This is a genomic window from Pannonibacter sp. Q-1 (genome assembly GCF_054073275.1).
Genome location: NZ_JBSXNB010000003.1, coordinates 129,094 through 153,975, shown reverse-complemented (window position 1 = coordinate 153,975; position 24,882 = coordinate 129,094). Strand labels below are relative to the sequence as shown.

Genomic DNA, 24,882 nt, shown 5'->3' with positions numbered 1-24,882 from the left:
TGCCTAACTAATTTCCAGCGGCGTTGCAGCCACGCCAAGCCCGCTGAGTGTGACCGCCAGCGTATCCCGCAGGATCTCGAAATCCTTCCGCCGCGGGGATGTGCGCCGCCAGGCAAGGCCCACCATGCGGGCAGGCTGGGGATCCTGAAAGCGGAGCAGGGCAACGCGGTCGTCGCGCACCTCCACATCGGCGCAGATTTCCGGCAGCAGGGTGACGCCATAACCGGCGGCGACCATCTGCATCACCGTGGCAAGGCTGGTCGCCCCCAGCGAGGACCGGCGGCCGGAAGTGACGATCTGGCAGTAGTTGAGCGCCTGGTCGCGCAGGCAATGCCCTTCCTCCAGCAGCAGCAGTTCCTCCTGGCGGATCTCGTCAATGCCGATCCGCCGCCGCTCGTCGAGATCGGGTGTGTTGTGCACCGCCAGAAGGAAGCGGTCTTCAAAGAGGGGCAGGGTGGTCAGTTCCGGCTGGCCGAGGGGCAGCGCGGCGATGATGGCGTCCAGTTCTCCGGCCATCAATTCCTGCACCAGCACATCCGTCAGGGTTTCGCGCAAGGTCAGCCGCAGGTCCGGATGGCCGCTCTGCAGCTTGGGCAGGACGCGGGGCAGAAGATAGGGCGCGATCGAAGGGATGATGCCAAGACGCAGCGGCCCGGTGAGTGGCTGGCCCCGGTGGCGGGCGTAGTCCATCAGATCGCGCACATCGGCGAGGATGCGCCGCCCGCGCCTGACCACTTCCTCGCCCTCCGGCGTCAGCCGGGCAAGGCCGGAGCGCCGCTCGACCAGCATGACCCCCAGGCTTTCCTCCAGCTCCTTGATCTGCATGGACAGGGCAGGCTGTGTGACGGCGACAGCCTCCGCCGCCTTGCGGAAATGCAGGTGGGTGGCGAGGGCGTCGAGATAGCGAAGCTGGCGGAGTGAGATCATGCGATCAGTTTATCTTATTTAAAAGCCGAATCAATCCTATTGGACCTGATGTCCGATTTCCGCCAGCATGGCTCTGTGAGTAGTTTCCAGCTACTGGTGCCAGACTGGGCGGTTCTTTTGGGGCCGCCCATTTTTTTATTTGATCAATAAATTACGCTACGTAATTTCCCTCCCGTGCCCCGTTTGGCAAGCTTCGCGCAAGCTTCGCAGGCTGGTGTGATCGGGTGACTTTGGTTCTCTTGAGCTTCAAATTGTTGAAGTAACAAAGAAAAATGAGTTGATTAAAATTTTAAACGATAGTTGGTAAAACATACTTAGAGAATACGTTTTGGCGTTACTCTTATCTTCAAGAATCGCTATTAGAGTGCTGGCGTGTCCTCGAATGTGGGTTGAGAGATGACAGAAGCGTTGCAGACGGAGCTTGTGAATTTTGGCGGACTATCGTCCGAAGCCAGCGCAGACCGGAAGGCGGAACTCGCCCGTCATGTTGCCGTACTCTTCTCTCTGACCTCAGACAAATGCTCCGACGAACAGGTCGACATATATGATTCGGTCCTGTTGCGGCTGGTGAACATGGTGGAAGTGGAGGTCCGGCGCTTCGTGGCCGAGCGGCTGGCGGAGCTTCGCAAGGGCCCCGAGCGCACCATCCGCCAGCTGGCTGGCGATGAGATCGAAGTCGCCGAAACTCTGCTGCGCCGTTCCAGTGTGCTGAAGGATCCCGAACTCGCCGGGATTGCCGATGTCAACAGCAATGCCCACCGCCTTGCCATCGCCCAGCGTGAAGTTCTGTCCGAGGAAGTCACCGACGTTCTGGTCCGCCGCGGTGACATCCGCGTCAAGCGCCGTGTCGCCGCCAACCCGGGGGCCGCGTTCTCGCTGGAAGGGTTCGAGGGGCTGCTGGATGCTGCGGCTGAGGACCATGCCCTGCAGCTGGCGCTGAGCGAGCGCCGCGATCTTGCCGATGCGCATATCGCCCGGCTGGTGGAAGTGGCCACCGAATCCGTCCGCCAGAAGCTGGTGATTGCCGGTGCGCTGGCCGATGCGGAGCAACTGCCGCAGGCCGCCCGCATTGCCGAACAGCGCATGTCGAATGACTACTGGCTGAGCCGTTACGACTTTGAAGCGGCGCGCACCCGTGTGCTGACACTGATGCGCGACGGGCGCCTCAACGAGAGCAGCCTGCGCTGGCTGGCAGCCGATGACCGGTTTGCCGAAGCCGTGGTGGCTTTCGCCTCCCTGACCAAGGTCAGCGTCACCGAGGCCAGCAACTGGATGGTCCGCCTTGACGTGGAGCCTTTCCTCATCGTGGCCAAGGCCAACAATCTGTCGTCACTGACGGTGGCGACCCTGCTGAAGGTCGGCCCCTGGCGCCACCGGCTCACGGTTCAGGCCCGCGCGCAGGCGCTGGCGCGCTTCGACGCCATGCGGGTTGAGGACGCCCGTCAGCGCTTTGCCCTGCGGTCCGATCTTCCTGCAGACTGAATTTCTACAGCGCCTCAAGCTGACCTGGCCCGGCTCGAAAGAGATCCGGGCCTTTTTTCAAGGATTTGGCGGAAGAGCCAAAGCTTGAACATGGACGTGACCCGTGCCCGCATCAAGCCGTTTGCGGGGCAGAATAACGAGTCGCCAGAATCACTTGGCCGGGGCGGCTGATGCTCTGAGTCCGGTGCTTCATTTTATTCCTCACATGAAGCCTTTCTTCACCTTGTGCCGGAACATGAGGCGCCTCAGGGCTTGCACGTACGTCTGGCGTGGTATAAAGATATCTTTATATGAAGAAGCGCCGGTTGCGGCGGTATGGTGTGGACGGCATGAGCGGCGATCAGCATCTCTCCATCGAAGACCTGTTGTCGGGCCTGCGGGCGGCCGGTGAGCCGAGCCGTCTGCGGCTTCTGGCGCTGCTTGCCCGCAGCGAGCTGACGGTGAAGGATGCGACGGCAATTCTCGGCCAGAGCCAGCCGCGCATCTCCCGGCATCTGAAGCTTTTGGCAGAGGCCGGCCTCGTGCGCCGCTATCCGGAAGGCTCCTGGGTGTTCTACCGGCTGGCGGAAGACGCTGCCGGGGATCTGGCCCGGGATCTCGTCGCCCGGCTCACGCCGTCCGATGATGTGCTGGAAGCCGATGCGGCCCGCTTCGATGCGTTGCGCAAGGCCAAGGCCGAAGAGGCGGCTGCCTATTTCGCCGCCAAGGCGCAGGTGTGGGATCAGGAGCGCTCGCTGCATGTGGCCGAGCGCGATGTGGAAGCAGCGATGCTCCGGGCGCTGGGCAACAAGCCGTTCCAGTCTTTCCTGGATCTTGGCACCGGCACCGGCCGTCTGCTCGAGCTGTTTGCCCCGCTTTACACCACGGCGCTGGGCGTCGATGCCTCGCATGACATGCTGGCCGTCGCCCGCGCCAATCTGGCAGGGCAGGGGCTGACACAGGCGCAGGTGCGCCATGGCGATATCTACGCCCTCAATGTGCCGCCGGCTTCCTTTGATGTGGTGGCGGTGCACCAGGTGCTGCATTTCCTGGACGATCCGGCCCGTGCCCTTGCCGAGGCTGCCCGTGCGCTGCGCCCCGGCGGGCGTCTGATGATCGTCGATTTTGCCCCGCATGAGCTTGAGTTCCTGCGCGAGGAGCATGCCCACCGCCGTCTCGGCTTCTCCCGCGAGCAGATGGGCCGCTGGCTGCAGGGGCTTGGGCTCGACGTGGAAGACGTCACCGATCTTGTGCCTGCATCTGCAGGCAATCATTCAGCACTGACTGTCACCCTGTGGCTGGCGCGCGACCCGAGGGTCGTGACGGACCTGCCGCTCGCCGATCTAACCCGCGAGGTTGCGTAACATGTCCACTTCCACCGACGCCCGCCGTTCGCACAGCAGCGAGAGCGCACCGGTCAAGGTGTCCTTCGAGTTCTTCCCGCCGAAGACGGACAAGATGGAAGCGACCCTGTGGTCGACCATCCAGAAGCTTGAGACCCTGTCGCCTTCCTTCGTATCGGTCACCTATGGCGCGGGCGGCTCCACCCGTGAGCGGACCCACCGCACGGTGGAGCGCATCCTCAAGGAAACGCCGATGCTTCCGGCAGCCCATCTCACCTGCGTCGGGGCATCCCGCGCGGATGTGGACGCGGTGGTGCAGGATTACTGGGATCTCGGCGTGCGCCACATCGTGGCCCTGCGCGGTGACCCGCAGGAGGGTGTCGGCACGGCTTATGTGCCGCGTGAGGACGGCTATGCCTACGCCAGTGATCTGGTGGCCGGGATCAAGGCCATCGGTGATTTCGAGATTTCCGTCTCCGGTTACCCGGAACGCCATCCCGAAAGCACGGACTGGCAGGTCGAGATCGACAACCTGAAGCGCAAGATCGATGCTGGCGCGAGCCGCGTCATCACCCAGTATTTCTTCGACAACAATCTGTTCGAAGCCTATCTGGAGCGTATCGCCAAGGCGGGCCTCTCCATTCCGGTGGTGCCGGGCATCCTGCCGATCCTGAACTTCGATCAGGTGGTGAAGTTCTCGTCGGGCTGCGGAACCACCATTCCGGACTGGCTCTCCCGGCGCTTTGCCGGCCTTGATGATGACGCTGAAACCCGCAAGCTTGTCGGAGCAGCTGTTGCCTATGAGCAGGTGATGGATCTCGTCGACCGTGGCATCAGCGACTTCCATTTCTACACCATGAACCGCGCCGAACTGACCTTCGCCCTCTGCCACATGCTGGGGCTTGGGCAGGGCGAGACGGCACGTCAGGTGGCGTGAGGGCCTGGCCCGCAGTGAGGCATTTATTATGTATTGAGGTCTCTCCGCTCCCCTCCCCCTGGTGGGGAGGGGTAAGGGGTGGGGGGCTCTGAGCCTGAAAGTGTCTGGGGCTCAGGTTTCCTAACCAGTCTTGTGAGGGGGCGGCGGAGATCTTCAAACTTCGTGCCGAGAGGAGAGGTTCTCCCCCGCCCCTCACCCCTCCCCACCAGGGGGAGGGGGGCTGAGACGCCGGGATATCGAAACGAAACTGCCACCCTCCGCCATGACCTTAACGGTTTCAGACGGGATGTGTGCATGTAGTAGACCTCGAACATGTGCCTGACCGCTTGCCGGGAAGGGCGCTCTCGAACATGTCAGGCGCGGAGCGGAAGGTCTGCGCCGGACGGGAATGAACTTCAGGTCCGCGTGGCGGACCTTTTGTGTGACAGGAACCGGATCACATCCATGCTGAAGAAGTCTGACGTTTTCGACCGCCTCCACGCTGCCGCCGCCAAGCGCATTCTTGTGCTGGATGGCGCCATGGGTACGGAGATCCAGACGCTGAAGCTGGATGAGGAGGCCTTCCGGGGCAGCCGCTTTGCCGATTGGCCTCAGGACCTCAAGGGCAACAACGATCTTCTGAGCCTGACGCGCCCGGATGATATCCGCGCCATCCATGTGGCCTATCTGGAGGCCGGGGCGGACATCGTTGAAACCAACACCTTCTCCTCCACCACCATCGCCCAGGCCGATTACGGCATGGAGGCGCTGGCCTATGAGCTGAATTTCGAGAGCGCCCGCCTTGCCCGCGAGGCCTGCGATCTGGTGACCGCCAAAGACCCGTCGCGCCCGCGCTTCGTGGCCGGTGCCATCGGCCCGACCAACCGCACCGCCTCCATCTCGCCGGATGTGAACAACCCCGGCTACCGCGCCGTGAGCTTCGACGATCTGCGCAAGGCCTATGCCGAGGCTGCCCGCGGCCTCATCGAGGGCGGCGCAGACATCATGCTGGTCGAGACCATCTTCGACACGCTCAATGCCAAGGCCGCGCTCTTTGCCATTGATGAGGTGTTCGAGGAAAAGGGCGTCCGCCTGCCGGTGATGATCTCCGGCACGATCACCGATCTTTCGGGCCGCACCCTGTCCGGTCAGACGGCGGAAGCCTTCTGGTATTCCGTCCGCCACTCGCAGCCCTTCTCCATCGGCCTCAACTGTGCGCTGGGTGCCAAGGAAATGCGCGCCCATGTGGCTGATCTTGCCCGTATTTCCGATACGCTGGTCTGCGCCTATCCGAACGCGGGCCTGCCCAACGAATTCGGCGAATATGACGAGAGCCCGGAGCATATGGCGGGTCTCGTGGGCGAGTTTGCCGCTTCCGGCCTCGTCAATATCGTCGGCGGCTGTTGCGGCACAACACCGGCGCATATCCGTGCCATCGCTGAAGCCGTGGCGGACAAAGCGCCGCGCGTCCTGCCCGATGTGCCGCGCCTGATGCGCCTGTCCGGCCTTGAGCCTTTCGTGCTGACGCCGGAAATCAACTTCGTCAACGTCGGCGAGCGCACCAACGTCACCGGCTCCGCCCGCTTCCGCAAGCTGGTGAAGGAAGGCGACTATTCGGCGGCGCTGGATGTGGCCCGCCAGCAGGTGGAAAGCGGCGCGCAGATCATCGACGTGAATATGGACGAGGGGCTTCTGGACTCGGAAGCCGCCATGGTCACCTTCCTCAACCTCATCGCTGCCGAGCCGGACATTGCCCGCGTGCCGGTGATGATCGACAGCTCCAAGTGGACCGTCATCGAGGCGGGCCTCAAATGCGTGCAGGGCAAGCCCATCGTCAACTCCATCTCGCTGAAGGAAGGCGAGGAGGCGTTTCTGGCGCAGGCCAAGCTCGTGCGCCGTTATGGCGCGGCTGTGGTGGTGATGGCCTTTGACGAGAAGGGCCAGGCCGACACCTTCGAGCGCAAGACGGAAATCTGCGCCCGCTCCTACAAGGTGCTGACGGAAAAGGCCGGTTTTGCGCCGGAAGACATCATCTTCGATCCGAACATCTTCGCGGTGGCCACCGGCATCGAGGAGCACAACAACTATGGCGTCGATTTCATCGAGGCGACGGGCTGGATCCGCGAGAACCTGCCCCACGCCCATGTGTCGGGCGGCGTGTCGAACCTCTCCTTCTCCTTCCGTGGCAATGAGGGCGTGCGCGAGGCGATGCACTCGGTGTTCCTCTACCACGCCATCAAGCGCGGCATGGACATGGGCATCGTCAACGCCGGTCAGCTCGCCATCTATGACGACCTCGACAAGGAACTGCGGGACCTGTGCGAGGACGTGGTGCTCAACCGCTCGCCGGAAGCGACGGACCGTATGCTGGAGGCGGCCGAGCGCTGGAAAGGCGAGGGCGGCAAGAAGCGTGAGGCTGATCTCAGCTGGCGCGAGTGGCCCGTGGCCAAGCGGCTGGAGCATGCGCTGGTCAACGGCATCGACGATTACGTGGTTGAGGATACGGAAGCCGCCCGCCAGACGGTGGAGCGTCCACTCCATGTGATCGAAGGCCCGCTGATGGACGGCATGAATGTGGTGGGTGACCTCTTCGGTGCGGGCAAGATGTTCCTGCCGCAGGTCGTGAAGTCTGCCCGCGTGATGAAGAAGGCCGTGGCCTATCTGATGCCCTTCATGGAAGAGGAAAAGCGCCTCTCCGGCCTCGAGGGCTCGTCCTCTGCGGGCAAGATCCTGATGGCGACGGTGAAGGGCGACGTGCATGACATCGGCAAGAACATCGTCGGCGTCGTGCTCCAGTGCAACAATTTCGAGGTGATCGACCTCGGCGTCATGGTGCCTGCCACGAAGATCCTGGAGACGGCCAAGGCGGAGAAGGTGGATATCATCGGCCTGTCCGGCCTCATCACCCCGTCCCTCGACGAGATGTGCCACGTGGCGGCGGAGCTGGAGCGCGAGGGGCTGGATGTGCCGCTGCTGATCGGCGGGGCCACCACCAGCCGCATCCATACGGCGGTAAAGATCCACCCGAACTATGCCCGGGGACAGGCGATCTACGTGACCGATGCCGGCCGCGCCGTGGGCGTCGCCTCGCGCCTGATGAGCGAAGGCCAGCGTGATCCCTATTACGCCGAAGTCCGTACCGAATATGCCGAGATTGCAGAGGCGCATGCCAACGCCCGCGGTTCCGGCGCGCGCGTGTCCATCGTTGATGCAAGAGCCAACGCCTTCACCTGCGACTTCACCCGCAAGCCGCAGGCACCGCGCAAGCCGGGCATCACCCGCTTCGACAATTTCCCGCTGGAAGAGCTGGTGCCCTTGATCGACTGGACGCCCTTCTTCTCCACCTGGGAGATCAAGGGCCGTTATCCGGCGGTGCTGACCGACAACCGCTACGGCCCGGCAGCCAAGGCGCTCTACGATGATGCCCGGCGCATGCTGGACGAGATCGTGGAAGGCAAGCTGCTGACGGCGCGGGGCGTTGCGGGCCTGTGGCCTGCACAGGCGCGCGGCGATGACATCCTGCTCTTTGGCAGCGAGGACCGCACGAGCCCGGTCGCCACCTTCTACACCCTGCGCCAGCAGATGGCCCGCACGGCAGGCGGGCGGGCCAATGTGGCCCTGTCCGACTTCGTGGCGCCGGAAGGCTCCGGCGTTGCCGACTGGGTGGGCGGCTTTGCCGTCACCACCGGTCACGGCGAGGATGACCTTGCCGCCCGCTATGCCAGGGCGGGCGATGACTACAACAAGATCCTCAGCCAGGCGCTGGCCGACCGCCTTGCGGAAGCCTTTGCCGAGAAGCTGCACCAGATCGTCCGCAAGGACCTGTGGGGCTATGCGGCGGATGAGACCCTCAGCAATGAGGAGCTGATCGAGGAGAAATATCAGGGCATCCGCCCGGCGCCGGGCTATCCGGCCCAGCCGGACCACACCGAAAAGCGCACGCTGTTCGATCTGCTCGGCGCGGAAGAGGCGACCGGCATCAACCTGACGGAAAGCTACGCCATGTGGCCGGGCTCTTCTGTCTCTGGCCTCTACTTCAGCCACCCGGACAGCCATTATTTCGGCGTCGGCAAGATCGAGCACGATCAGGTGGAAGACTACGCGCAGCGCAAGGGCTGGGACCTCGCCTATGCCGAGCGCTGGCTTGCTCCGATCCTCAACTACGACCCCCGCCGCCGCGCTGCGGCCGAGTGAGGCACGGCATCTGAGAGGCAGGCGGCACCATTCTGCTGCCTGCCCCTTGTGCGTTTTCAGCGGCCGCTGGACGACTCGCCCATGGCGATGAAGGAGAAGCTGCGGTTTTGCGGTGCGCCATTCGAGGCGCCGGTGATGGCTGTGGCGCTGGCGGCCGTGAGGTAGGGGAAGACCACGTTGTCGAGCGGGCTTTCGCTCATGGTGCCCCACATCACCTGCGAGCCGGTGATGGCCGGCAGGCCGGCAAAATTGCCGTTGAACGAGATCTGGTAGATCCCCGGCCCTTCGTTGATGACGGCGAAATCATAGTCTCCCTCACCGCCGCTGCCGGATGCGATGGTGCCGTTGGCGTTCACAACGCCCCAAATCGTAGTCATGGAATTGCTCCTTGTCAGAGGTGACTGGCAAGAAGGAGGACGCAGCGCGGAGGGCGGTGTGAACCTGTCATACCAAGGCTTTCGGCGCTGACGGATCACGCCTTGAGATTGCTCAGCCGCAGCTTCGAGCGCGGCGGCTTCAGGCCGGGGTTTCACGATGACCCGAACAGACTGTTCACCGGCTGTGGCCTAGTTCTCCGGGGGATGCGGGTTTATGTGTAGGCCGACGAACAACCGGTGCTTCACCTCCCCGGCACTTCATCTCGAAGGAGAGCATTCATGTCCAAGACCATTCTCAAGATTGACGCTTCCGCCCGCAAGGCAGGCTCTGCGACCCGCGATCTCACCGAAAAGCTGGTGAACGGCCTTGCTGCCAAGATCGCTGGCGCCAAGACCGTGACCCGCGATGTGGCCGCCGGCTTCCCGCTGGTTGACGAAGAGTGGATCGGCGCCAACTTCACCGATCCGGCAGCCCGCACCGATGAACAGAAGGCAAAGCTTGCCCTGTCCGACAGCCTCGTTGCCGAACTGAAGGCTGCTGACGTGATCGTCATCGCCGCTCCGGTCTACAATTTCGGCATTCCGGCCTCGCTGAAGTCCTGGATCGATCTGGTGGCCCGCGCCCGCGAAACCTTCCAGTACACCGAAGCCGGTCCGGAAGGCCTGCTGAAGGGCAAGAAGGCCTATATCGTTGCAGCTTCTGGCGGCACGCCGGTCGGCTCGTCCTATGACTATGCCACCACCTATCTGCGTCACGTCTTCGGCTTCCTCGGCATCACCGATGTGGAAGTCGTGGCGGCCGACAAGCTGGCCATGGACGCTGAGGGCAGCATCAAGGCTGCGAACGAGGCCATCGACGCTCTCGTCGCCAAGGCCGCCTGAGTTCAGGCAAAACTTTAGCCCAAGGCAGAGTTCCGCAGCCGCCCGAAGGGGCGGCTGTGTTGTTTCAGGGCCGCGCCTCTGATCCGGGCGGCCGGTCTGCTGTCCCGGCATCCGGAGGTCCTGACAGGATACCACCTCCCGATGAGCCTGCGTCATCGGGAGGTGGTTAAGCCCGTGCGGCGCTTGAGCACCTTCAAGCAGCGCTGCGTCAGCGTCTCGGCGCCTTGATATAAAACGCCCGCCGGATCATCATCCTGCGGGCGCTCCAACTGGATCCCTGATATTTTCTGGTTACGCTTTTCCAGCGCGGCTGCCGGTTGCTCCGGCCTGCCGGATTTCCATCTGATGCATATCTTCTACCCAGCCAGCATCAGATCTGCAGTCCTCCAAGTCTCCTACAGTGCGCCGATCACAATGGCGCCCAGGAAGACGAAAGCTGCACAGACTGCTATCACGTCAAGATTGCGGACAATCGACATTGTTTTGCCTCCCGATGTCCTTTCCTGCACGTTCATTAATGTAGGCAAGGTGGCCGCCTGCGCAAAGCAGAAAATGTGCTGCACTGCAAAAGCCGTTGCGTAATTTCTCTGATTCAAAGATGTAAGCCGTTGATTGCGCGCATGAATGGCAGTTCTTGTCTGACTGGGATTGCCTGCCGGGACCGTAGTCCTGCCTATAGGCTGTGCATGGCGCTGGGGAGCGCTGGCGCTGTGTTTGGCAAGGGTGCAGGGCCGATTTATCGAGACACAGGTGCGGCAAGATAAATATTTGTGGTTGAAAATCTATTTGTAAGAATTATCATCACCTTAATAAAAAGGTAACAAGTTCTGCAAAATGTAGTTTCTTGATCTGATGCATGCTTTGGGCGGGCAAAAATGCAAAATCTCGGCAGGCTGGCGGAACTTGCGAGGGATAACACCCCGGAAGGCCGGCGTGCGCTCGTCGATGCGGTGACGGACATGTTCATGACCGCCGCATCGGATCAGGTCGACCATATCAGCCTGCTGTTCGGCGATATCGTGCTCAAGGTGATCGGCAAGCTTGAGGAAGAAGCCCGCATGGCGCTGGCCGTGCGCATCTGCGAGGCCGAGGCCGCCCCCCGTGACTTGATCATGTCGCTTGCAGCAGACCGGATTAACGTTGCGGCGCCGGTTCTGGCCGGTTCACCGGTTTTGACCACCGATGATCTTGTGTCCCTTGCCGAGACTGGCAGCATGGATCATCTGGGCGTCATCGCAGACCGGCGGCCCCTGAACGAGGCGGTGACAAGCGTCATCGTAAGCCGGGGAAACACCGAGGTTCTGGCAACGGTCGCCGGCAACGAGCAGGCCCGGTTCACCGCCAATGCCTTTGAAATGCTCTTGGAAAAGGCCCGGCATCATCCGATGATCCAGGAAGCGCTGATCGGCCGCGAGGATCTTCCGGCCGAGGGCGCCCGCAATCTCGTGCCCTACCTCTCCGAGGAGCTGAAGAAGCGTATCCTTGATCTGGGGGGAGATGGAACGCTGGTGCAGATCCTGGCGGAGCGGGCCGCGCAGGAGGTGCAGGCTCAGGTGCGTGATCTGGGCAGCGCCCAGTCGCGTGCGAAGATGCTGATTGACGACGTGAAGGCCCGCCGCCGCCCGATTGACGATGCGGTCAACCAGTTTTCCAAGACGGACCGTCCTGTGGACCTTGCCCATCTGCTGGCGGAGGTGAGCGAACTGCCCACGGCGATGGTGGCCCGGGTGGTCTTCAACACGGATGATGCACCGCTGATCATCCTGTGCCGCGCCAACGGGGTGACGGACAATGCCTACAAGAACATCGTCAAGCTGCGGGCCCAGCGGCTGAAGATGAGCGGTCAGGAGATCAACGATGCCTTCCTGCGCTATGGCCGCATGCAGAGGGCTGAAGCGATGCGCGCGCTCGCCGTGATCCGGGAGCGCGCGAAAAAGGCATCCTGACGAGGGACGTGACGCCTCAGATCAGGCTGCAGCCCGGCGCAGGGCGGCCGTCATGGCCGCAGCGCCAATCAGCAGGGAACCGCCAAGCCGGTTGAGGGCTTTCATCAGCGAGGGCTTGCGGATCTGCTTGCGCAGGGCAGAGGCGGCGAGCGCATAGACACCCGCGTTCAAGGCGCCCAGCACCACGAAGGTCACGCCCATCAGCACCAGCTGCGGCGCCACCGGGGCGGCAGGGGCGATGAAATGCGGCAGGAAGGCTATGAAGAAGGCGATGCCCTTCGGATTGAGGCTCGTCACCACATAGGTGTTCCAGAAGATCTTGCGCGGCTCCATGGCGGGTGCTGCCATGTCAATCTGATCCGCTGCAGGAATGAACGGCGGCTGCCGCCACATCTTGATGCCGAGCCACAGCAGATAGAGCGCTCCGGCCCATTTCAGCACGGTGAAAGCGGTAGCGGAGGCGGCCAGAACAGCGCCGAGGCCCAGCAGTGAGGCGGTGGCCGCTGTTGCATCTCCCAGGGCGACACCCAGGACGCAGGCCCCGGTCGATTTGCGGCCATGCGACAGGGCGTAGCTGATCACCAGCAGGATGGTTGGCCCGGGAATGGCGAGCACAACGAGAGTGGCCGCCACATAGGCGATGTAGAGTTCAATCGTCATTCCACAATCCTTCCGAAACATGCCCGGCTTCCGCCAGCGGGAGAAGCCAGCCACGGCGCAGGGCACTTTGCAAGTGGGATTGTGGGGCTGACGGTGTCTGACAGAAAAAAGAAAGGGAGCCCGCAGTGTGGGCTCCCTCTGGGGATTGGACTGACGGTCCGTGTTATACCGGCTCTCGATGAGCTTGACTCATCAAGAGCCGGTCAAGCCCGTGCGGCGCCTGAGCAACTTCAAGGCGCGATGCGTCAGCATCGAAAGCCTTGGTATTACTGGCAGAAGCGCTGCTCGCCTCCATGGGTCGTGAAGGTACCCGTGCGCGGGTTGAAGCTGCGGTAGCGCGAGCTGCAGTAGTCGTACCAGGCCGGGCTCCACGGCAGATAGCCGGGCGATGCCTGAGGTGCACCATAGACCGGTGCGCCATAGACCGGGCCAGGAGCCGGAATGGGAGCATGAGCCGGCGGGTAATAGGCCGGGGGAGGCGTGGAGGCGCTGGCGCCGCCGCTCATGGTGCCCAGAAGGATGGCTCCGGCGGCAAGGCCGATCACACCGGCAGCAAGGGCAGCGTCCGTGTTGTTGCGCTTGCGGCCGCGCTCCTCGTGCCGGTCCCGGCCCCGCTCAACCCGGTTGCGGTCTTCCCAGCCCCGGTCGTAGCCGCGGTCATATCCGCGCTCGAAGCCGCGGCCATGGCCCCAGCCGCCGTGCCGGTCACCCCAGCCGCCCGCTTGCGCGCCGGTTGCCAGCGGCGCCAGCAGACTGGCCGAAAGGGCGGCAGTCAGAATGCGCTTGGTCAGGGTGTTCATCTTCCGTCTCCTTCGCGTGAGGGGGCTCGATCCGTGTGGCCCGTTCCTCTGTGTTCCGATGGTGCCAATTTGCCATGGGGGGGCTGAATGCACTCTGAGATGCCCGTTCATCTGCCGTTCATGTTGGCAACGGCTGCAGCGGCGGCTTTACGGAACGGCCGGGGCTGTCTTTTGGCGGCCGGGCGGATAGAATGGCGGGGAGGGAGATTGCTGTTCGGAGAACTCTGGTGACTGAAGCCGGAAAGGAAAAAGCTCTTCTTCAAGAGGTGGATGATGAGGTGCGCCGTCAGGCCCGCTCACTGCTGCGCCTCGCACGCCATGCCGCCCTCGGTGTTCTGGAGGTGGGGACCGGCCATCCGCTGGTCTCGCGGGTGACACCTGTTGCCGCCATGGATGGAACGCCGGTCGTGCTTGCCTCAAAACTCGCGGCTCACAAACCGGCCATGCAGGCAGACGGCCGCTGCTCGCTGCTTGTGGGAGAGCCCGGCAAGGGCGATCCGCTGGCCCATCCGCGCATGACGGTGATGGCCGTGGCGCGGGAGATTGAACGCGGCTCGCCGGATCATGACGAGGCCCGCCGCCGCCATCTCGCCCGCCATCCGAAGGCCGAGCTTTACGTGGACTTCCCGGACATGAGCTTCTTCCGGCTGGAAGTGGCACGGGCCAGCCTCAACGGCGGCTTCGGCAAGGCCTATGCGCTGAGTGCGGCAGATCTCGTGCTGCCGGTGGAACTCTGTGCGCCGCTGTCTGGCTGGGAGGCGGGTGCTGCCGCCCACATGAATGAGGACCACGCGGATGCGCTTGCCCTTTATGCGCAGGTTCTGTGCGGTCAGCCCAAGGCGAACTGGCGCCTGACGGGCCTTGATCCCGAGGGGCTCGATCTTGCGGCCGGTGACCGTGCCTGCCGGCTGTGGTTCGACACACCGCTGACGGAGCCCAAGGCCCTGCGTGAGAAGCTGGTGGAGCTTGCCAAAGCGGCGCGGGCGAAGGCGCCGGCCTGAAGGCCTGCCATGGCTGTGAGACCTTCTGAAACCTGAAATGACTGTTGCGTAAGTGTTGCAATTCCCGCCTAAATTGCTTTCCGTTAGGGCAAGGGAGGTGCTTATGACAGGCAACAGGATCCAGAGTTTCAAGGTGACGTGCTGGAACATCGAGCATGCGGACAAGCTGCTCGATGATCTCGAGGCCGCCTCAGACGGCGTCCGGGAGAAAGCCGAGGCCCGCCTTGCCGCAGTGCGCGACGAGATCACCGCCCTTGCGGCCGATGTGCTGATGATCAGCGAGGGACCGAATGGAGAGGACCGGGCGAAGCGCTTTTTCGAGAGGGCGGCGCCCGGCTACAAGCTTGTCACGCGCGGCTCGGATGACCGCAGGACCTATGGTATGCAGGGCACGGATGCGGTGACCGGCCGCCAGTGGATCTGGTTCCTGCTGCGGGACATTCCCGCCCTTTCCGGTTCACTGCTTCATCTGGACCAGTGGAAGCGCCTGACCGAGGCCAATTCCGGCGGAGAACACAGGGCTGGAAGCTGGGATGTCGCCTTTCCGGAGTTCCGGGATGGCCAGCTCCTGTTCCGCATCACCCGCAATCACAGTCACTGGCGCCATCCGCAGGTGCTGCTGGCCAATGTGGATGGGGTGAGCATCGAATTCATCGGCTGTCATCTCAAGAGCAAGATCACCCGCACCTCCGGCAGGGGCGATGTGACGGATGCCGCCTTCTTCGACAACAATCCGGGGCTTGTGGCTGACCTGATCAACTCCCGCGTCAAGATCACGACTGAGTGCACGGATGTCCGGCACTATATCGATGCCCGCTTTGCCGCAGATGCAAGCGCGCCGCTGATCGTGCTGGGCGATCTGAATGACGGGCCGGGCAAGGAGCGGATCGAGCGCCGGTTTCTCTATCACGACCTGATCAGCACGCTGCAGGGCGAAATCTTCTTTGCCCGCCGCTTCCTCAATCACGCCCTGTTTGACGCGCCGGAGGAGGAACGCTGGTCGGTTTTCTTCCGCGACAGGCTGGATCCCGGCCGCAGTCCGCGGATCCTGCTGGATCACATCCTGTTCAGCCAGACCTTCACCGGCAACCGGCAGGTAACGGCAAACAGCTTCCGGGCGCGGCAGGGGGGAGGGCTGGTGGAGCATGACGTCCATCACGCCATTACGGGAACGCGGCCAGCCTTTGCCATGACAAGCGATCACAAGCCGGTCTCGATGCATTTCGACCGGCGGGCTCCAGCCTGAAACTTGACGGGGCAGCCTTGCGGCTGCCCCGCTTGCCACTGAAGCCTTGCCAGCCTCCGTCAGGCCGCCCGGATGTTCCGCAGGAAAGTGCCGAGCTCGTTCTGCAGGTTCCGGGACTGTTCCGACAGTACGCCCACGGTGGACAGAACCTGACGGGCGCCGGAGCTTGAATCCATGGCGCTTTCCCGGACGGCGCCGATGCTGCGGGTGATTTCATCGCTGCCCTGTGCCACTTCGTGGACATTGCGGGCGATTTCGGAGGTCACCGCATTCTGCTCCTCGATGGCCGATGCGATGGCTGAAATCTGGCCGTTGATCTGGCTGATGGCAGTCACCACCGCCTCGATGGCTGAGGAGGTGAGGGAGGCGCCGGATTGCATTTCGCCGACCTGGCGGCTGATGTCTTCAGTTGCCTGTCCGGTCTGAGTGGCGAGTGCCTTCACTTCGCCGGCAACCACGGCAAAGCCCCTGCCTGCCTCTCCGGCCCGTGCGGCCTCGATGGTGGCGTTGAGGGCGAGCAGGTTGGTCTGGGCGGCGATGTCGTTGATGAGCTTCACCACATCGTCGATCCTGCGGGCGGAGGCAGCCAATACGCCAACCGTTTCGCTGGAACTGCGCGCGTTCTCGGTGGTGGTGCCGGCTGCTCCCAGAGCAGCTGTCACCTGGCGGCTGATCTCGCCGATGGAGGCGGCGAGTTCTTCGGCAGCGGAAGCAACCGTCTGCACGCCGCGGCTCGATTCTTCTGCTGCTGCAGCCACCGTGTTGGCCGTGGAGGACGTGTCGTTGGCATTCCTGGCCATCATCTGTGCGGTGGCTTCCAGCTCCTTCACGGCAGTGGAGATGCTGTCCGAGACGCCCTTGACCGTCGCCTCCAGATTATCCGCAAGGCGAAGTGTCGCGTCGCGCTTTTCCTGCTCGATGCGCTCTTCCTCCTCCTTTGCCTGGGCCTGCAGACGCTTGATCTCGATGGTTTTCTCGCGGAAGGCTTCGAAGGCAACGGCCAGTGCGCCGATTTCGTCGCGGCTGCGCACCTTGAGCTGGACGCTTGTATCATCCTGTGCCAGGCGGTTGAGGGCGTGGACGACATTGCGCAGCGGGCGGCTGATCCCGAAGATGGAAATCAGCAGCGCAATGGCAGTGCCTGCAGCTATGGCGATGAGGGACACAATCGCCATGAGCCTCAGCCCGTGCAACTCATGCTCCTTGGCTTCGCGCGCGGATGCTTCTGTGAAACTGTTGAGATCTGCCGTCAGTGCCGCCAGCTCCGCGTTCAAGGCGTGCTGTTCGCGCTCAATTTCCACGGCCAATGCCGAGGCCTTGCCGAGGTCGCCGGCGCTGATCTGGGCGACCACTTCCCCGATGTGATCGTCGTAGGTGTTATGTTCCTTTTCGATGCGCTTCAGCTGTTGGAGAACGGTTTCGTATTTGCGCCGGTTCTCGGCTGTCGTCGCGAGCTTTATGCCGTGCTGAGCCAGATCTTCTGCCTCAAGGATCTCTTTCTGGACGGTTTCAGCCAGCTTCGTCAGGCTTGCCGTAAGGCTTGAAACCGTGCCGGTGGCTTCGGAAGCTGCCAGGCCGGCCGCTCTGAGAAGCCGTTCGAGCAGCAGCGCCTGTTCCATCTGATGCAGAGTGACATTCGTGACATTGACCGTCAGCGGAATAGTCTCCTCTGCAATTTCAGTCAGTTCTCCGCCGATTTTCTGCATCTGCAGAATGCCTGTCGCGGCAATGAGGATCATCATTGCGCCGAGGAATGCGACGAGGGATAAAATTTTCGCCGCGATTGAACGGAAGCGGCTGATGTGGGAACGCGAGGATGTCATCTTTAAATCCTGTGCTGCGAAACGGCTTCAGTTCGTCAATCGGTCAGGTTGTGTATCTGACTCTGCGTCATTATTTGGTGTGCCCTGATATTTCGGTTAGTGAATTAACAAAAATATAAAAATAACCTTTGGTTGCGTTTTGTTTTCGGAAATATTTCTACTTACCCAAGGTTTCATTGTCAAAAATCACGCTATGAAATATCGATATTGACGCCAGTTGAGTAGTTTTGCTTATGTAAAATGCAAATCAACGCCATGGTGGCGAAGTGTAGTGGGGCGGTAGACGTTTCTGGAGAGGGGTGATCACAAAAAAAAGCCGCCCGGTGCGGGGCGGCTTCTTCGAGACAGTTGGGTCAGCTGCGGGATGTTAGACCAAACCTCGATGAGCTTGGCTCATCGATGTTTGGTCAAGCCCGTGCGGCGTTTGAGCATTTTCAAGGCGTGATGCGTCAGCATCTCAGAGCCTTGGTGTTAGTCGGTGCCCTGAATGGCGGCGAGCACCCATTCCCCGCCATTCTGGCGGCGGAAGGTCCACAGTTCGGTGCTTTCCTGCGGCTCTTCGAGGCTGCCCGAAAGCACGCGTCCGGAGTTGCGGTCGAGGATGGCGTCGAGGGCGGAGAAGCGCATGGCGACCGTTGCATAGTCGTCGTTGCCCTCGCTCCAGGCTTCCGAAAGATCGCCCTGCTGCAGCTTCACATCCGAAACGCTGTTGCGCTTGCCGGAGGAGGCGAGTTCACCCAGTTCTTCGGCGAGGAAGGACATGGCCTCCGGCGTCGCCAGACGGCGCAGGGCGGCATAGTCCTCGCGGCCATAGGCTTCCTGCACCTCGGCCAGCATCTGTTCGAAGCGGTCGAAATCGGTAGCTTCCAGCTCAAGCGGCGTGTCCATGACAGGGGCCTGCACCGGTGCGGAGGCTGCCGGGCTGGCGTTGCCGCCGCCATTGCCGCCGAAGCTGAAGGGGTTGCCCGCATTGCCGCCTGCGCTGGTGCGCAGGTCCGGGCGTGCGCCACCGGCTGCAGCAGCTGCCGGCTGCTGACGCCGTGCGCCAAGGAAACGCATGACCAGCATGGCAATGCCCGCAATCAGGGCCACCTGCAGGATCAGGCCGAGGAAACCGGCAAAGCCGCCCAGCCCGCCGCCAAACAGCATGCCGAAGAGGCCGCCCATGAGCAGGCCGCCGAGCAGCGCGCCGCCCATGCCGCCGAAAAGCCCGCGTGAGGGCTGGGCTGCCTGCTGCTGCCGTGCGGCTGCGGCCGGTGCCGCCTGCTGGCCCTGTGCGGGCTGCGGCGTCATGGTGCGCTGCATGGGGGCGGCGGTGCCGGGGGCGGTGTTGGTCGGGGCGGGGGCGGAATAGGTGCGGTTGCCACGGCTGCCGAAGCCGCTGCTGCCGGCCCGGCGGGCTTCGGCATATTCAACGGCGGCAAAAAGCGTCGCGATTCCAAGGGCAAGGGCGGCTGTCGTCTTGCGCATCCGGCGGGCGGCAGCAGGCATCAGGCATTTCCTCCAATAGGCTCAGGTCGAGAATAACCCTCGTCATATGGGAGTATGGCGGCCGTATTACCAGTGCAAATGACTATTGCGTGTGTGGCTTATGCGTATGAAAAAAGGGGCGGAACCATCCGGCTCCGCCCCCTCGGGGAATGGTCAGTCCGGGCGGCCCCAGCCGCCGGCCGTGGGGGTGATCATGGTCACTGCCTCGCCGGGCTCCAGAACGGTCTGGTCGCAGCCCTTCAGCACCTCGATGTGCCCGTCGAGACGGCGCACTTCCGTGCGGCCAAGCTGCCCGTCCTCGCCGCCTTCCATGCCCTTCGGGGCGATGGTGCGGTGGGAGCCGAGGATGGCGAGATCCATCTTCTCCAGGAAGCGCAGGGTGCGGCGGGTGCCGCCGCCTGCGGACCATTTGCCTTTGCCGCCCGAGCCCTTGCGGATGTGGAAGTCCTCCAGCAGCACGGGGAAGCGGAACTCCAGCACTTCCGGATCGGTCAGGCGGGAGTTGGTCATGTGCACATGCACCCCGTCCGTGCCGTTGAAGCCGGGACCGGCGGGCGAGCCGGAGCAGATGGTCTCGTAGTACTGGTAGGTGTTGTTGCCAAAGGTCAGGTTGTTCATGGAACCCTGACTGTTGGCCATGGCCCCCAGTGCCGCGAACAGCGCATTGGTGACGTGCTGCGAGGTCTCCACATTGCCCGCCACAACGGCCGCCGGATATTCCGGCTTCAGCATGCAGCCATCGGGCAGGATGATGCGGATGGGCCTGAGGCAGCCCGCATTCATCGGAATGTGGCCGTCCACCATGACGCGGAAGCAGTAGAGCACGGCCGCGCGGGTCACCGGCTCCGGTGCGTTGAAGTTGTTGGCCGCCACCGGGCTGGTGCCGGTGAAGTCAACGGTTGCCTCGCGCTTGTCCTTGTCGACGGTGATCTTCACGCGGATCACCGAGCCCTGATCGGTCGGGTAGTCGCAGGCGCTGTCCTTCAGGGCCGAGATCACCCGGCGCACGCTTTCCTCGGCATTGTCCTGCACGTGGCCCATATAGGCCTGCACCACGTCGAGGCCGAAGTGGGCGACCATCTTGCGCAGTTCCTGAATGCCCTTCTCGTTGGCTGCAATCTGCGCCTTCAGGTCGGCAACGTTCTGGTGGACGTTGCGCACGGGATAGGGATGGGAAGTCAGCAGCTCGATCAGCTCCGCCTCGCGGAACCGGCCCTGATCGACAAGCTTGAAGTTGTCGATCAGCACGCCTTCTTCGTCCACCGTGGTGGCAAGCGGGGTCATGGAGCCGGGGGCTGAGCCGCCCACATCCGCATGGTGGCCGCGGCTGGCGGACCAGAACAGGATTTCCTCCCCCGCATCGTCAAACACCGGCGAGACGACGGTGATATCCGGCAGGTGGGTGCCGCCGTTGTAGGGGGCGTTGAGGGCGAAGACGTCGCCGGGACGGATCTGGCCCTGGTTGAGCTTGATCACCGTCTCGACGGACCGGTCCATGGAGCCCAGATGCACCGGCATGTGCGGCGCATTGGCCACCAGCGCGCCGTTGCGGTCGAACACGGCGCAGGAGAAGTCCAGACGCTCCTTGATGTTCACCGAATAGGCGGTGTTCTGCAGGGTCAGGCCCATCTGTTCGGCGATGGACATGAACAGGTTGTTGAACACTTCCAGCATGACCGGGTCGGCATGGGTGCCGATGGCGGCGGAGCGTTCCAGCGGCACGACGCGGCGCAGGATCACGTGATCCTTGACGTTGATCTCCGCCTGCCAGCCCGGCTCCACGACGATTGTCGCATGCGGCTCGATGACAAGGGCAGGGCCGGGCACCTTCATGCCGGGCTTGAGGCCCGCACGCAGGTAGACGCCTGCCTCATGCCACTGGCCGGACGCATAGACGCGGGTGGTGCGGGCGGGCTCCGGCGTGCCTTCGGTGAGCGGATGATCCGGCTCGGTGATGCCTGCGCCGCCACCGGAGCTTTCCACCTCGAGGGCTTCCACCACCACCGGCTTGTTCTCATAGGCAAAGCCAAACTGCTTGCGGTGGGCTTCCTCGAAGGCGGCCATCATTTCTGCGGGGCTCGCCAGCAGCACGGGCAGGGGCGTGTCGGTGCCCTCGTAGCGCAGATGCGCACGAGCCAGCGTTTCGCAGTCATTCCCCGTCACACCCTGTGCCTTCAGCTCGGCCTCGGTCTGGGCGGCAAGCTCGGCGCGCAAGGTATCGAGCGCGGGCATCAGTGCCTCTTCCAGCCGCTTGATTACCGCCTGCTGGCGGCTGGCGCGGATGTCGGCAAGGCCCATGCCATAGGCCGAGAGAATGCCGGAGAAGGGATGCAGGATCACCGTTTCCATGCCGAGGCTGTCGGCCACCATGCAGCCGGACTGGCCGCCCGCACCGCCAAAGCAGGTGAGGGCATAGCCCGTCACGTCATAGCCGCGCTGCACGGAGATCTTCTTGATGGCATTGGCCATATTCTCGACGGCAATGCGCAGGAAGCCGTCGGCCACTTCCTCCGGCTTGCGCCCTTTGCCGATCTTGTCCGCCAGTTCGGCAAAGGCCGTCTTCACGGCATCTGCGTCCAGCGCCTCGTCCCGGTTCGGGCCGAAGATCTTCGGGAAGAAATCCGGGATCAGCTTGCCGGTCATGACATTGGCATCGGTGACGGCCAGCGGGCCGCCGCGCCGGTAACACTTCGGGCCGGGGTTGGCGCCTGCCGAATCCGGGCCGACCTGGAAGCGCCCATCCCGGTAATGCAGGATCGAGCCGCCGCCGGCGGCCACCGTGTGAATCATCATCATCGGCGCACGCATGCGCACACCGGCCACTTCCGTTTCGAAAGCACGTTCATAGGTGCCGTCGAAATGGCAGACATCCGTCGAGGTGCCGCCCATGTCAAAGCCGATGACCTTGTCGAAGCCTGCAAGCCGCGAGGTCTCGACCGCGCCGACAACGCCGCCTGCCGGGCCGGAGAGGATCGCGTCCTTGCCCTGGAACAGGTCCGCCGCCGTCAGGCCGCCGGAGGACTGCATGAACATCAGGCGCGGGCCTTCGCCCAGCTCTTCCTGCACCTGCCGCACATAGCGGCGCAGGATCGGCGAGAGATAGGCGTCCACCACCGTGGTGTCGCCGCGCCCCACCAGCTTCATCAGCGGCGAGACTTCATGGCTGACGGAGATCTGCGGGAAGCCCACCTCGCGGGCGATGGCCGCAACGCGCTTCTCGTGGTCCGGATAGGCATAGGCGTGCATGAAGACGATGGCGACGGAGCGGATGCCATCGTTCCACGCTGCTTCCAGCGCTGCGCGGGCTTCCGCCTCGTCCAGCGGCGTTTCCAGCGTGCCATCGGCGCGCAGGCGCTCGCTCACCTCGTGGACGCTCTCGTAGAGCAGTTCCGGCTTGATGATTTCCTTGGCGAAAATGTCCGGCCGGGCCTGATAGCCGATGGCCAGCGCGTCGCGGAAGCCCTTGGTGGTGATCAGCGCCGTGCGCTCGCCCTTCCGCTCCAGCAGGGCGTTGGTTGCGACCGTCGTGCCCATCTTCACCGTGGCGATGGCGCCGGAGGGGATCGGGTCCCCTGCGGCCAGGCCCATCAATTCGCGGATGCCTTGCACGGCGGCGTCCCGGTAGGCTTCCGGGTTTTCCGAAAGCACCTTATGCGCGCGGATTGTCCCATCGGGCGTGCGGCCGACGATGTCGGTGAAGGTGCCGCCGCGATCAATCCAGAAATCCCACTGACCGTTCATTTTCGTCCCTCTGGGTACGGTTCTTCCATGGCTGGATTTCAAGTTATGTTTTTATCGACATTTTGTCGATAAATTATTTTTGAAATCAACTTGCCGTTTGTCCTTCGCCCCGGGCCCTTGCGACGCTGACGCATCGCGGCCCGAAGGGCTTACCCTCTGTTCGCCATATTCATGGGCAGCCATGTGGCCAGTTCGGGGAACACGATCAGCAGCATCACCATCACCACCATGATGCAGAACATCGGCAGGGCGGCACGGGCGATGTAGGACATCGGATGGCTGGTCATGCCCTGTAAAACGAACAGGTTGAAGCCAATAGGCGGCGTGATCTGTGCCATTTCGACCACCACCACGATAAAGATGCCGAACCACAGCACATCAATGCCGGCCTGACGGATCATCGGCTCCACCACCGCCATGGTCAGCACCACGGAGGAAATGCCATCCAGGAAGCAGCCGATGACGATGTAGAACACCAGCAGCGCCAGCAGCAGCTGGAACTTGGAAAGCTCCATGCCGCCGATCCACCCTGCGAGCGCGCGCGGCAGGCCGGTGAAGCCCATGGAGAGCGACAGGAAGGCGGCACCCGCCAGAATGAGGGCCACCATGGCCGAAGTGCGGGTGGCGCCCATCAGGCTTTCGCCGAAGGACTTCCACGTCAGCGAGCCTTGCGCCAGTGCCAGAAGCAGTGATCCGATGACGCCGAGGGCGGCTGCTTCCGTTGCCGTGGCAAGGCCTGCATACATGGAGCCGATGACCACCACGATGAGCGCCAGGACGGGCAGCAGGAAGCGGGAGTTCCTGAATTTCTCGCCGAAGGACATTACCGGTTCGGGCTTTGGATTATAGTCCTTCGAAACCTTGGAATAGACGGCGATATAGCCCATGAACAGGGCGGCCAGCACGAGGCCGGGAATGACGCCGGCCATGAACAGGCGGGTGATGGATTCATTCGTCGTCACGCCATAGACGATCAGCGTCAGCGACGGCGGGATCATCAGGCCGAGCGTGGCGGAGCCTGCCAGCGTGCCGATGATGGTCTTTTCCGGATAGCCGCGCTTGCGCAGTTCCGGAATGGTCATCTTGCCGACGGTCGTGAGCGTTGCGGCAGAGGAGCCGGAGACAGCGGCAAAGACGGTGCAGCCCGCAACATTGGTATGCATCAGCCCGCCGGGCAGTCCGCCCATCCAGGGGGCAAGGCCGCGGAACATGTCCTGCGACAGGCGGGTGCGGTAGAGGATCTCGCCCATCCAGATAAACAGCGGCAGGGCCGTCAGCGTCCAGGAGGATGAGGCCGCCCAGATGACGGTGATCATCGCGTCACCGGCCGGGCGCGAGGTGAAGAGTTCCATACCGACATAGGCGACGCCCAGCAGGGCAAGGCCCACCCACACGCCGGTGCCCAGCAGCAGGAACAGGACGAAGAGAAAAATGACAATCGGAGCAATGGCTTCCATCGGGCTTACTCCGCGTGGGACTGTTCGCCGGTGCCGGCAGCAATGCCGGTGCGGCCGGTGACGAGCACCCGGAAGAAGCTTTCAGTAAGAGCGATGGCAAGCAGGGCAGCGCCTGCAGCCATGGCCGACTGGGGGATCCAGAGCGGCGTCTGATCCTGCCCCTGGCTGATGTCATGCAGCTTGCGGGACCAGTAGACGGCTTTCACCGCATACCAGGTCAGATACCAGCCAAGCGCCGAGCCGATGGCAAGGCACCAGGCCTCAACCCAGCGCACATGCCGCCCGGCAAGGTTCAGCAGCAGCCCGACACGGATGTGCGTGCCGCTTTTCAGCGCATGGGCAAAGGCAAGGAAAGACGCGGAGGCCATGGCATAGCCGGCATAATTGGCGGCTCCTGGAAAGGTGATGCCCAGCCAGCGGGCGCCCATCTGTGCAACGATGATGACAAGGATCATCACCAGGCTGATTGCCGCAAGCACGGCTCCGGCCCGGTACAGGCCATCAAGGACGCGCAGCAGCGCATGTCCGGATCTTTCAAGCATCAGGTTCCCCTCTTCGCCATGGCGCCTGCCCTTTCTTTTTGAAAGGGTTCGGCTTTCCGGCACCTTGCAGCGCCA

The 24,882-nt window shown here is 63.1% G+C and carries 17 protein-coding genes; 8 read left to right on the top strand and 9 right to left on the bottom strand.

Going from position 1 to position 24,882, the window contains the following annotated elements:
* Positions 1-3 precede the first annotated feature (3 nt).
* Positions 4-927 (bottom strand): LysR substrate-binding domain-containing protein, encoded by a 924-nt coding sequence (locus tag ACVNHC_RS08625; protein WP_094463230.1) that lies wholly within the window; start codon positions 925-927, stop codon positions 4-6.
* Positions 928-1,323: 396 nt separating this feature from the next.
* Here ACVNHC_RS08625 and ACVNHC_RS08620 point away from each other — a divergent pair, with 396 nt between their 5' ends.
* The 4 genes from ACVNHC_RS08620 to metH all read left to right on the top strand — a co-directional run bounded on the left by ACVNHC_RS08620 (position 1,324) and on the right by metH (position 8,841).
* Complete coding sequence (locus ACVNHC_RS08620; protein ID WP_457166992.1) at positions 1,324-2,409, top strand: DUF2336 domain-containing protein; 1,086 nt, start codon at positions 1,324-1,326, stop codon at positions 2,407-2,409.
* A 329-nt stretch (positions 2,410-2,738) separates the two neighbouring features.
* A complete protein-coding gene (locus ACVNHC_RS08615; RefSeq protein ID WP_050474267.1) occupies positions 2,739-3,752 on the top strand; it encodes an ArsR/SmtB family transcription factor in 1,014 nt (337 codons plus the stop codon).
* Between the two features lies 1 nt (position 3,753).
* Positions 3,754-4,668: a methylenetetrahydrofolate reductase [NAD(P)H] gene (gene metF / locus ACVNHC_RS08610; protein ID WP_050474266.1), complete on the top strand. Its 915-nt coding sequence runs from the start codon at positions 3,754-3,756 to the stop codon at positions 4,666-4,668.
* A gap of 444 nt (positions 4,669-5,112) precedes the next feature.
* Positions 5,113-8,841: a methionine synthase gene (gene metH / locus ACVNHC_RS08605; RefSeq protein ID WP_457166991.1), complete on the top strand. Its 3,729-nt coding sequence runs from the start codon at positions 5,113-5,115 to the stop codon at positions 8,839-8,841.
* A gap of 56 nt (positions 8,842-8,897) precedes the next feature.
* Here the strand turns inward: metH and ACVNHC_RS08600 are convergent, their stop codons facing one another.
* Complete coding sequence (locus tag ACVNHC_RS08600; protein ID WP_200901781.1) at positions 8,898-9,218, bottom strand: hypothetical protein; 321 nt, start codon at positions 9,216-9,218, stop codon at positions 8,898-8,900.
* Positions 9,219-9,497: 279 nt separating this feature from the next.
* On the opposite strand from ACVNHC_RS08600, the gene ACVNHC_RS08595 reads away from it, so the two are divergent.
* Both ACVNHC_RS08595 and ACVNHC_RS08590 read left to right on the top strand, forming a co-directional pair.
* On the top strand, positions 9,498-10,100 hold the full coding sequence (locus tag ACVNHC_RS08595) for an FMN-dependent NADH-azoreductase (RefSeq protein WP_050474265.1): 603 nt from the start codon (positions 9,498-9,500) through the stop codon (positions 10,098-10,100).
* An 875-nt stretch (positions 10,101-10,975) separates the two neighbouring features.
* A complete protein-coding gene (locus ACVNHC_RS08590; RefSeq protein ID WP_094463233.1) occupies positions 10,976-12,046 on the top strand; it encodes a DUF2336 domain-containing protein in 1,071 nt (356 codons plus the stop codon).
* Between the two features lie 21 nt (positions 12,047-12,067).
* On the opposite strand, the gene ACVNHC_RS08585 is transcribed toward ACVNHC_RS08590, so the two are convergent.
* Both ACVNHC_RS08585 and ACVNHC_RS08580 read right to left on the bottom strand, forming a co-directional pair.
* The gene (locus tag ACVNHC_RS08585) at positions 12,068-12,706 is read right to left on the bottom strand and encodes a LysE family translocator (protein WP_162936399.1); all 639 of its coding nucleotides are present in this window, start codon (positions 12,704-12,706) and stop codon (positions 12,068-12,070) included.
* A gap of 266 nt (positions 12,707-12,972) precedes the next feature.
* On the bottom strand, positions 12,973-13,506 hold the full coding sequence (locus tag ACVNHC_RS08580) for a BA14K family protein (protein ID WP_058899330.1): 534 nt from the start codon (positions 13,504-13,506) through the stop codon (positions 12,973-12,975).
* Between the two features lie 227 nt (positions 13,507-13,733).
* Here ACVNHC_RS08580 and ACVNHC_RS08575 point away from each other — a divergent pair, with 227 nt between their 5' ends.
* Positions 13,734-14,507, top strand: coding sequence for a HugZ family pyridoxamine 5'-phosphate oxidase (locus ACVNHC_RS08575; protein WP_457166990.1), 774 nt, complete (start codon positions 13,734-13,736; stop codon positions 14,505-14,507).
* Between the two features lie 103 nt (positions 14,508-14,610).
* The gene (locus ACVNHC_RS08570; protein ID WP_457166989.1) at positions 14,611-15,753 is read left to right on the top strand and encodes an endonuclease/exonuclease/phosphatase; all 1,143 of its coding nucleotides are present in this window, start codon (positions 14,611-14,613) and stop codon (positions 15,751-15,753) included.
* A gap of 59 nt (positions 15,754-15,812) precedes the next feature.
* On the opposite strand, the gene ACVNHC_RS08565 is transcribed toward ACVNHC_RS08570, so the two are convergent.
* From ACVNHC_RS08565 to ACVNHC_RS08545, 5 genes are all read right to left on the bottom strand, one after another.
* Positions 15,813-17,576: a methyl-accepting chemotaxis protein gene (locus ACVNHC_RS08565; RefSeq protein WP_457166988.1), complete on the bottom strand. Its 1,764-nt coding sequence runs from the start codon at positions 17,574-17,576 to the stop codon at positions 15,813-15,815.
* Positions 17,577-18,047: 471 nt separating this feature from the next.
* Positions 18,048-19,067, bottom strand: a complete 1,020-nt coding sequence (locus ACVNHC_RS08560) for a TIM44-like domain-containing protein (protein ID WP_457166987.1) — start codon at positions 19,065-19,067, stop codon at positions 18,048-18,050.
* 153 nt (positions 19,068-19,220) lie between these two features.
* Positions 19,221-22,808: a hydantoinase B/oxoprolinase family protein gene (locus ACVNHC_RS08555; protein WP_457166986.1), complete on the bottom strand. Its 3,588-nt coding sequence runs from the start codon at positions 22,806-22,808 to the stop codon at positions 19,221-19,223.
* 149 nt (positions 22,809-22,957) lie between these two features.
* Positions 22,958-24,265, bottom strand: a complete 1,308-nt coding sequence (locus ACVNHC_RS08550; RefSeq protein WP_050474257.1) for a TRAP transporter large permease — start codon at positions 24,263-24,265, stop codon at positions 22,958-22,960.
* A 5-nt stretch (positions 24,266-24,270) separates the two neighbouring features.
* Positions 24,271-24,807, bottom strand: a complete 537-nt coding sequence (locus ACVNHC_RS08545) for a TRAP transporter small permease (protein ID WP_050474256.1) — start codon at positions 24,805-24,807, stop codon at positions 24,271-24,273.
* Positions 24,808-24,882: the final 75 nt, after the last annotated feature.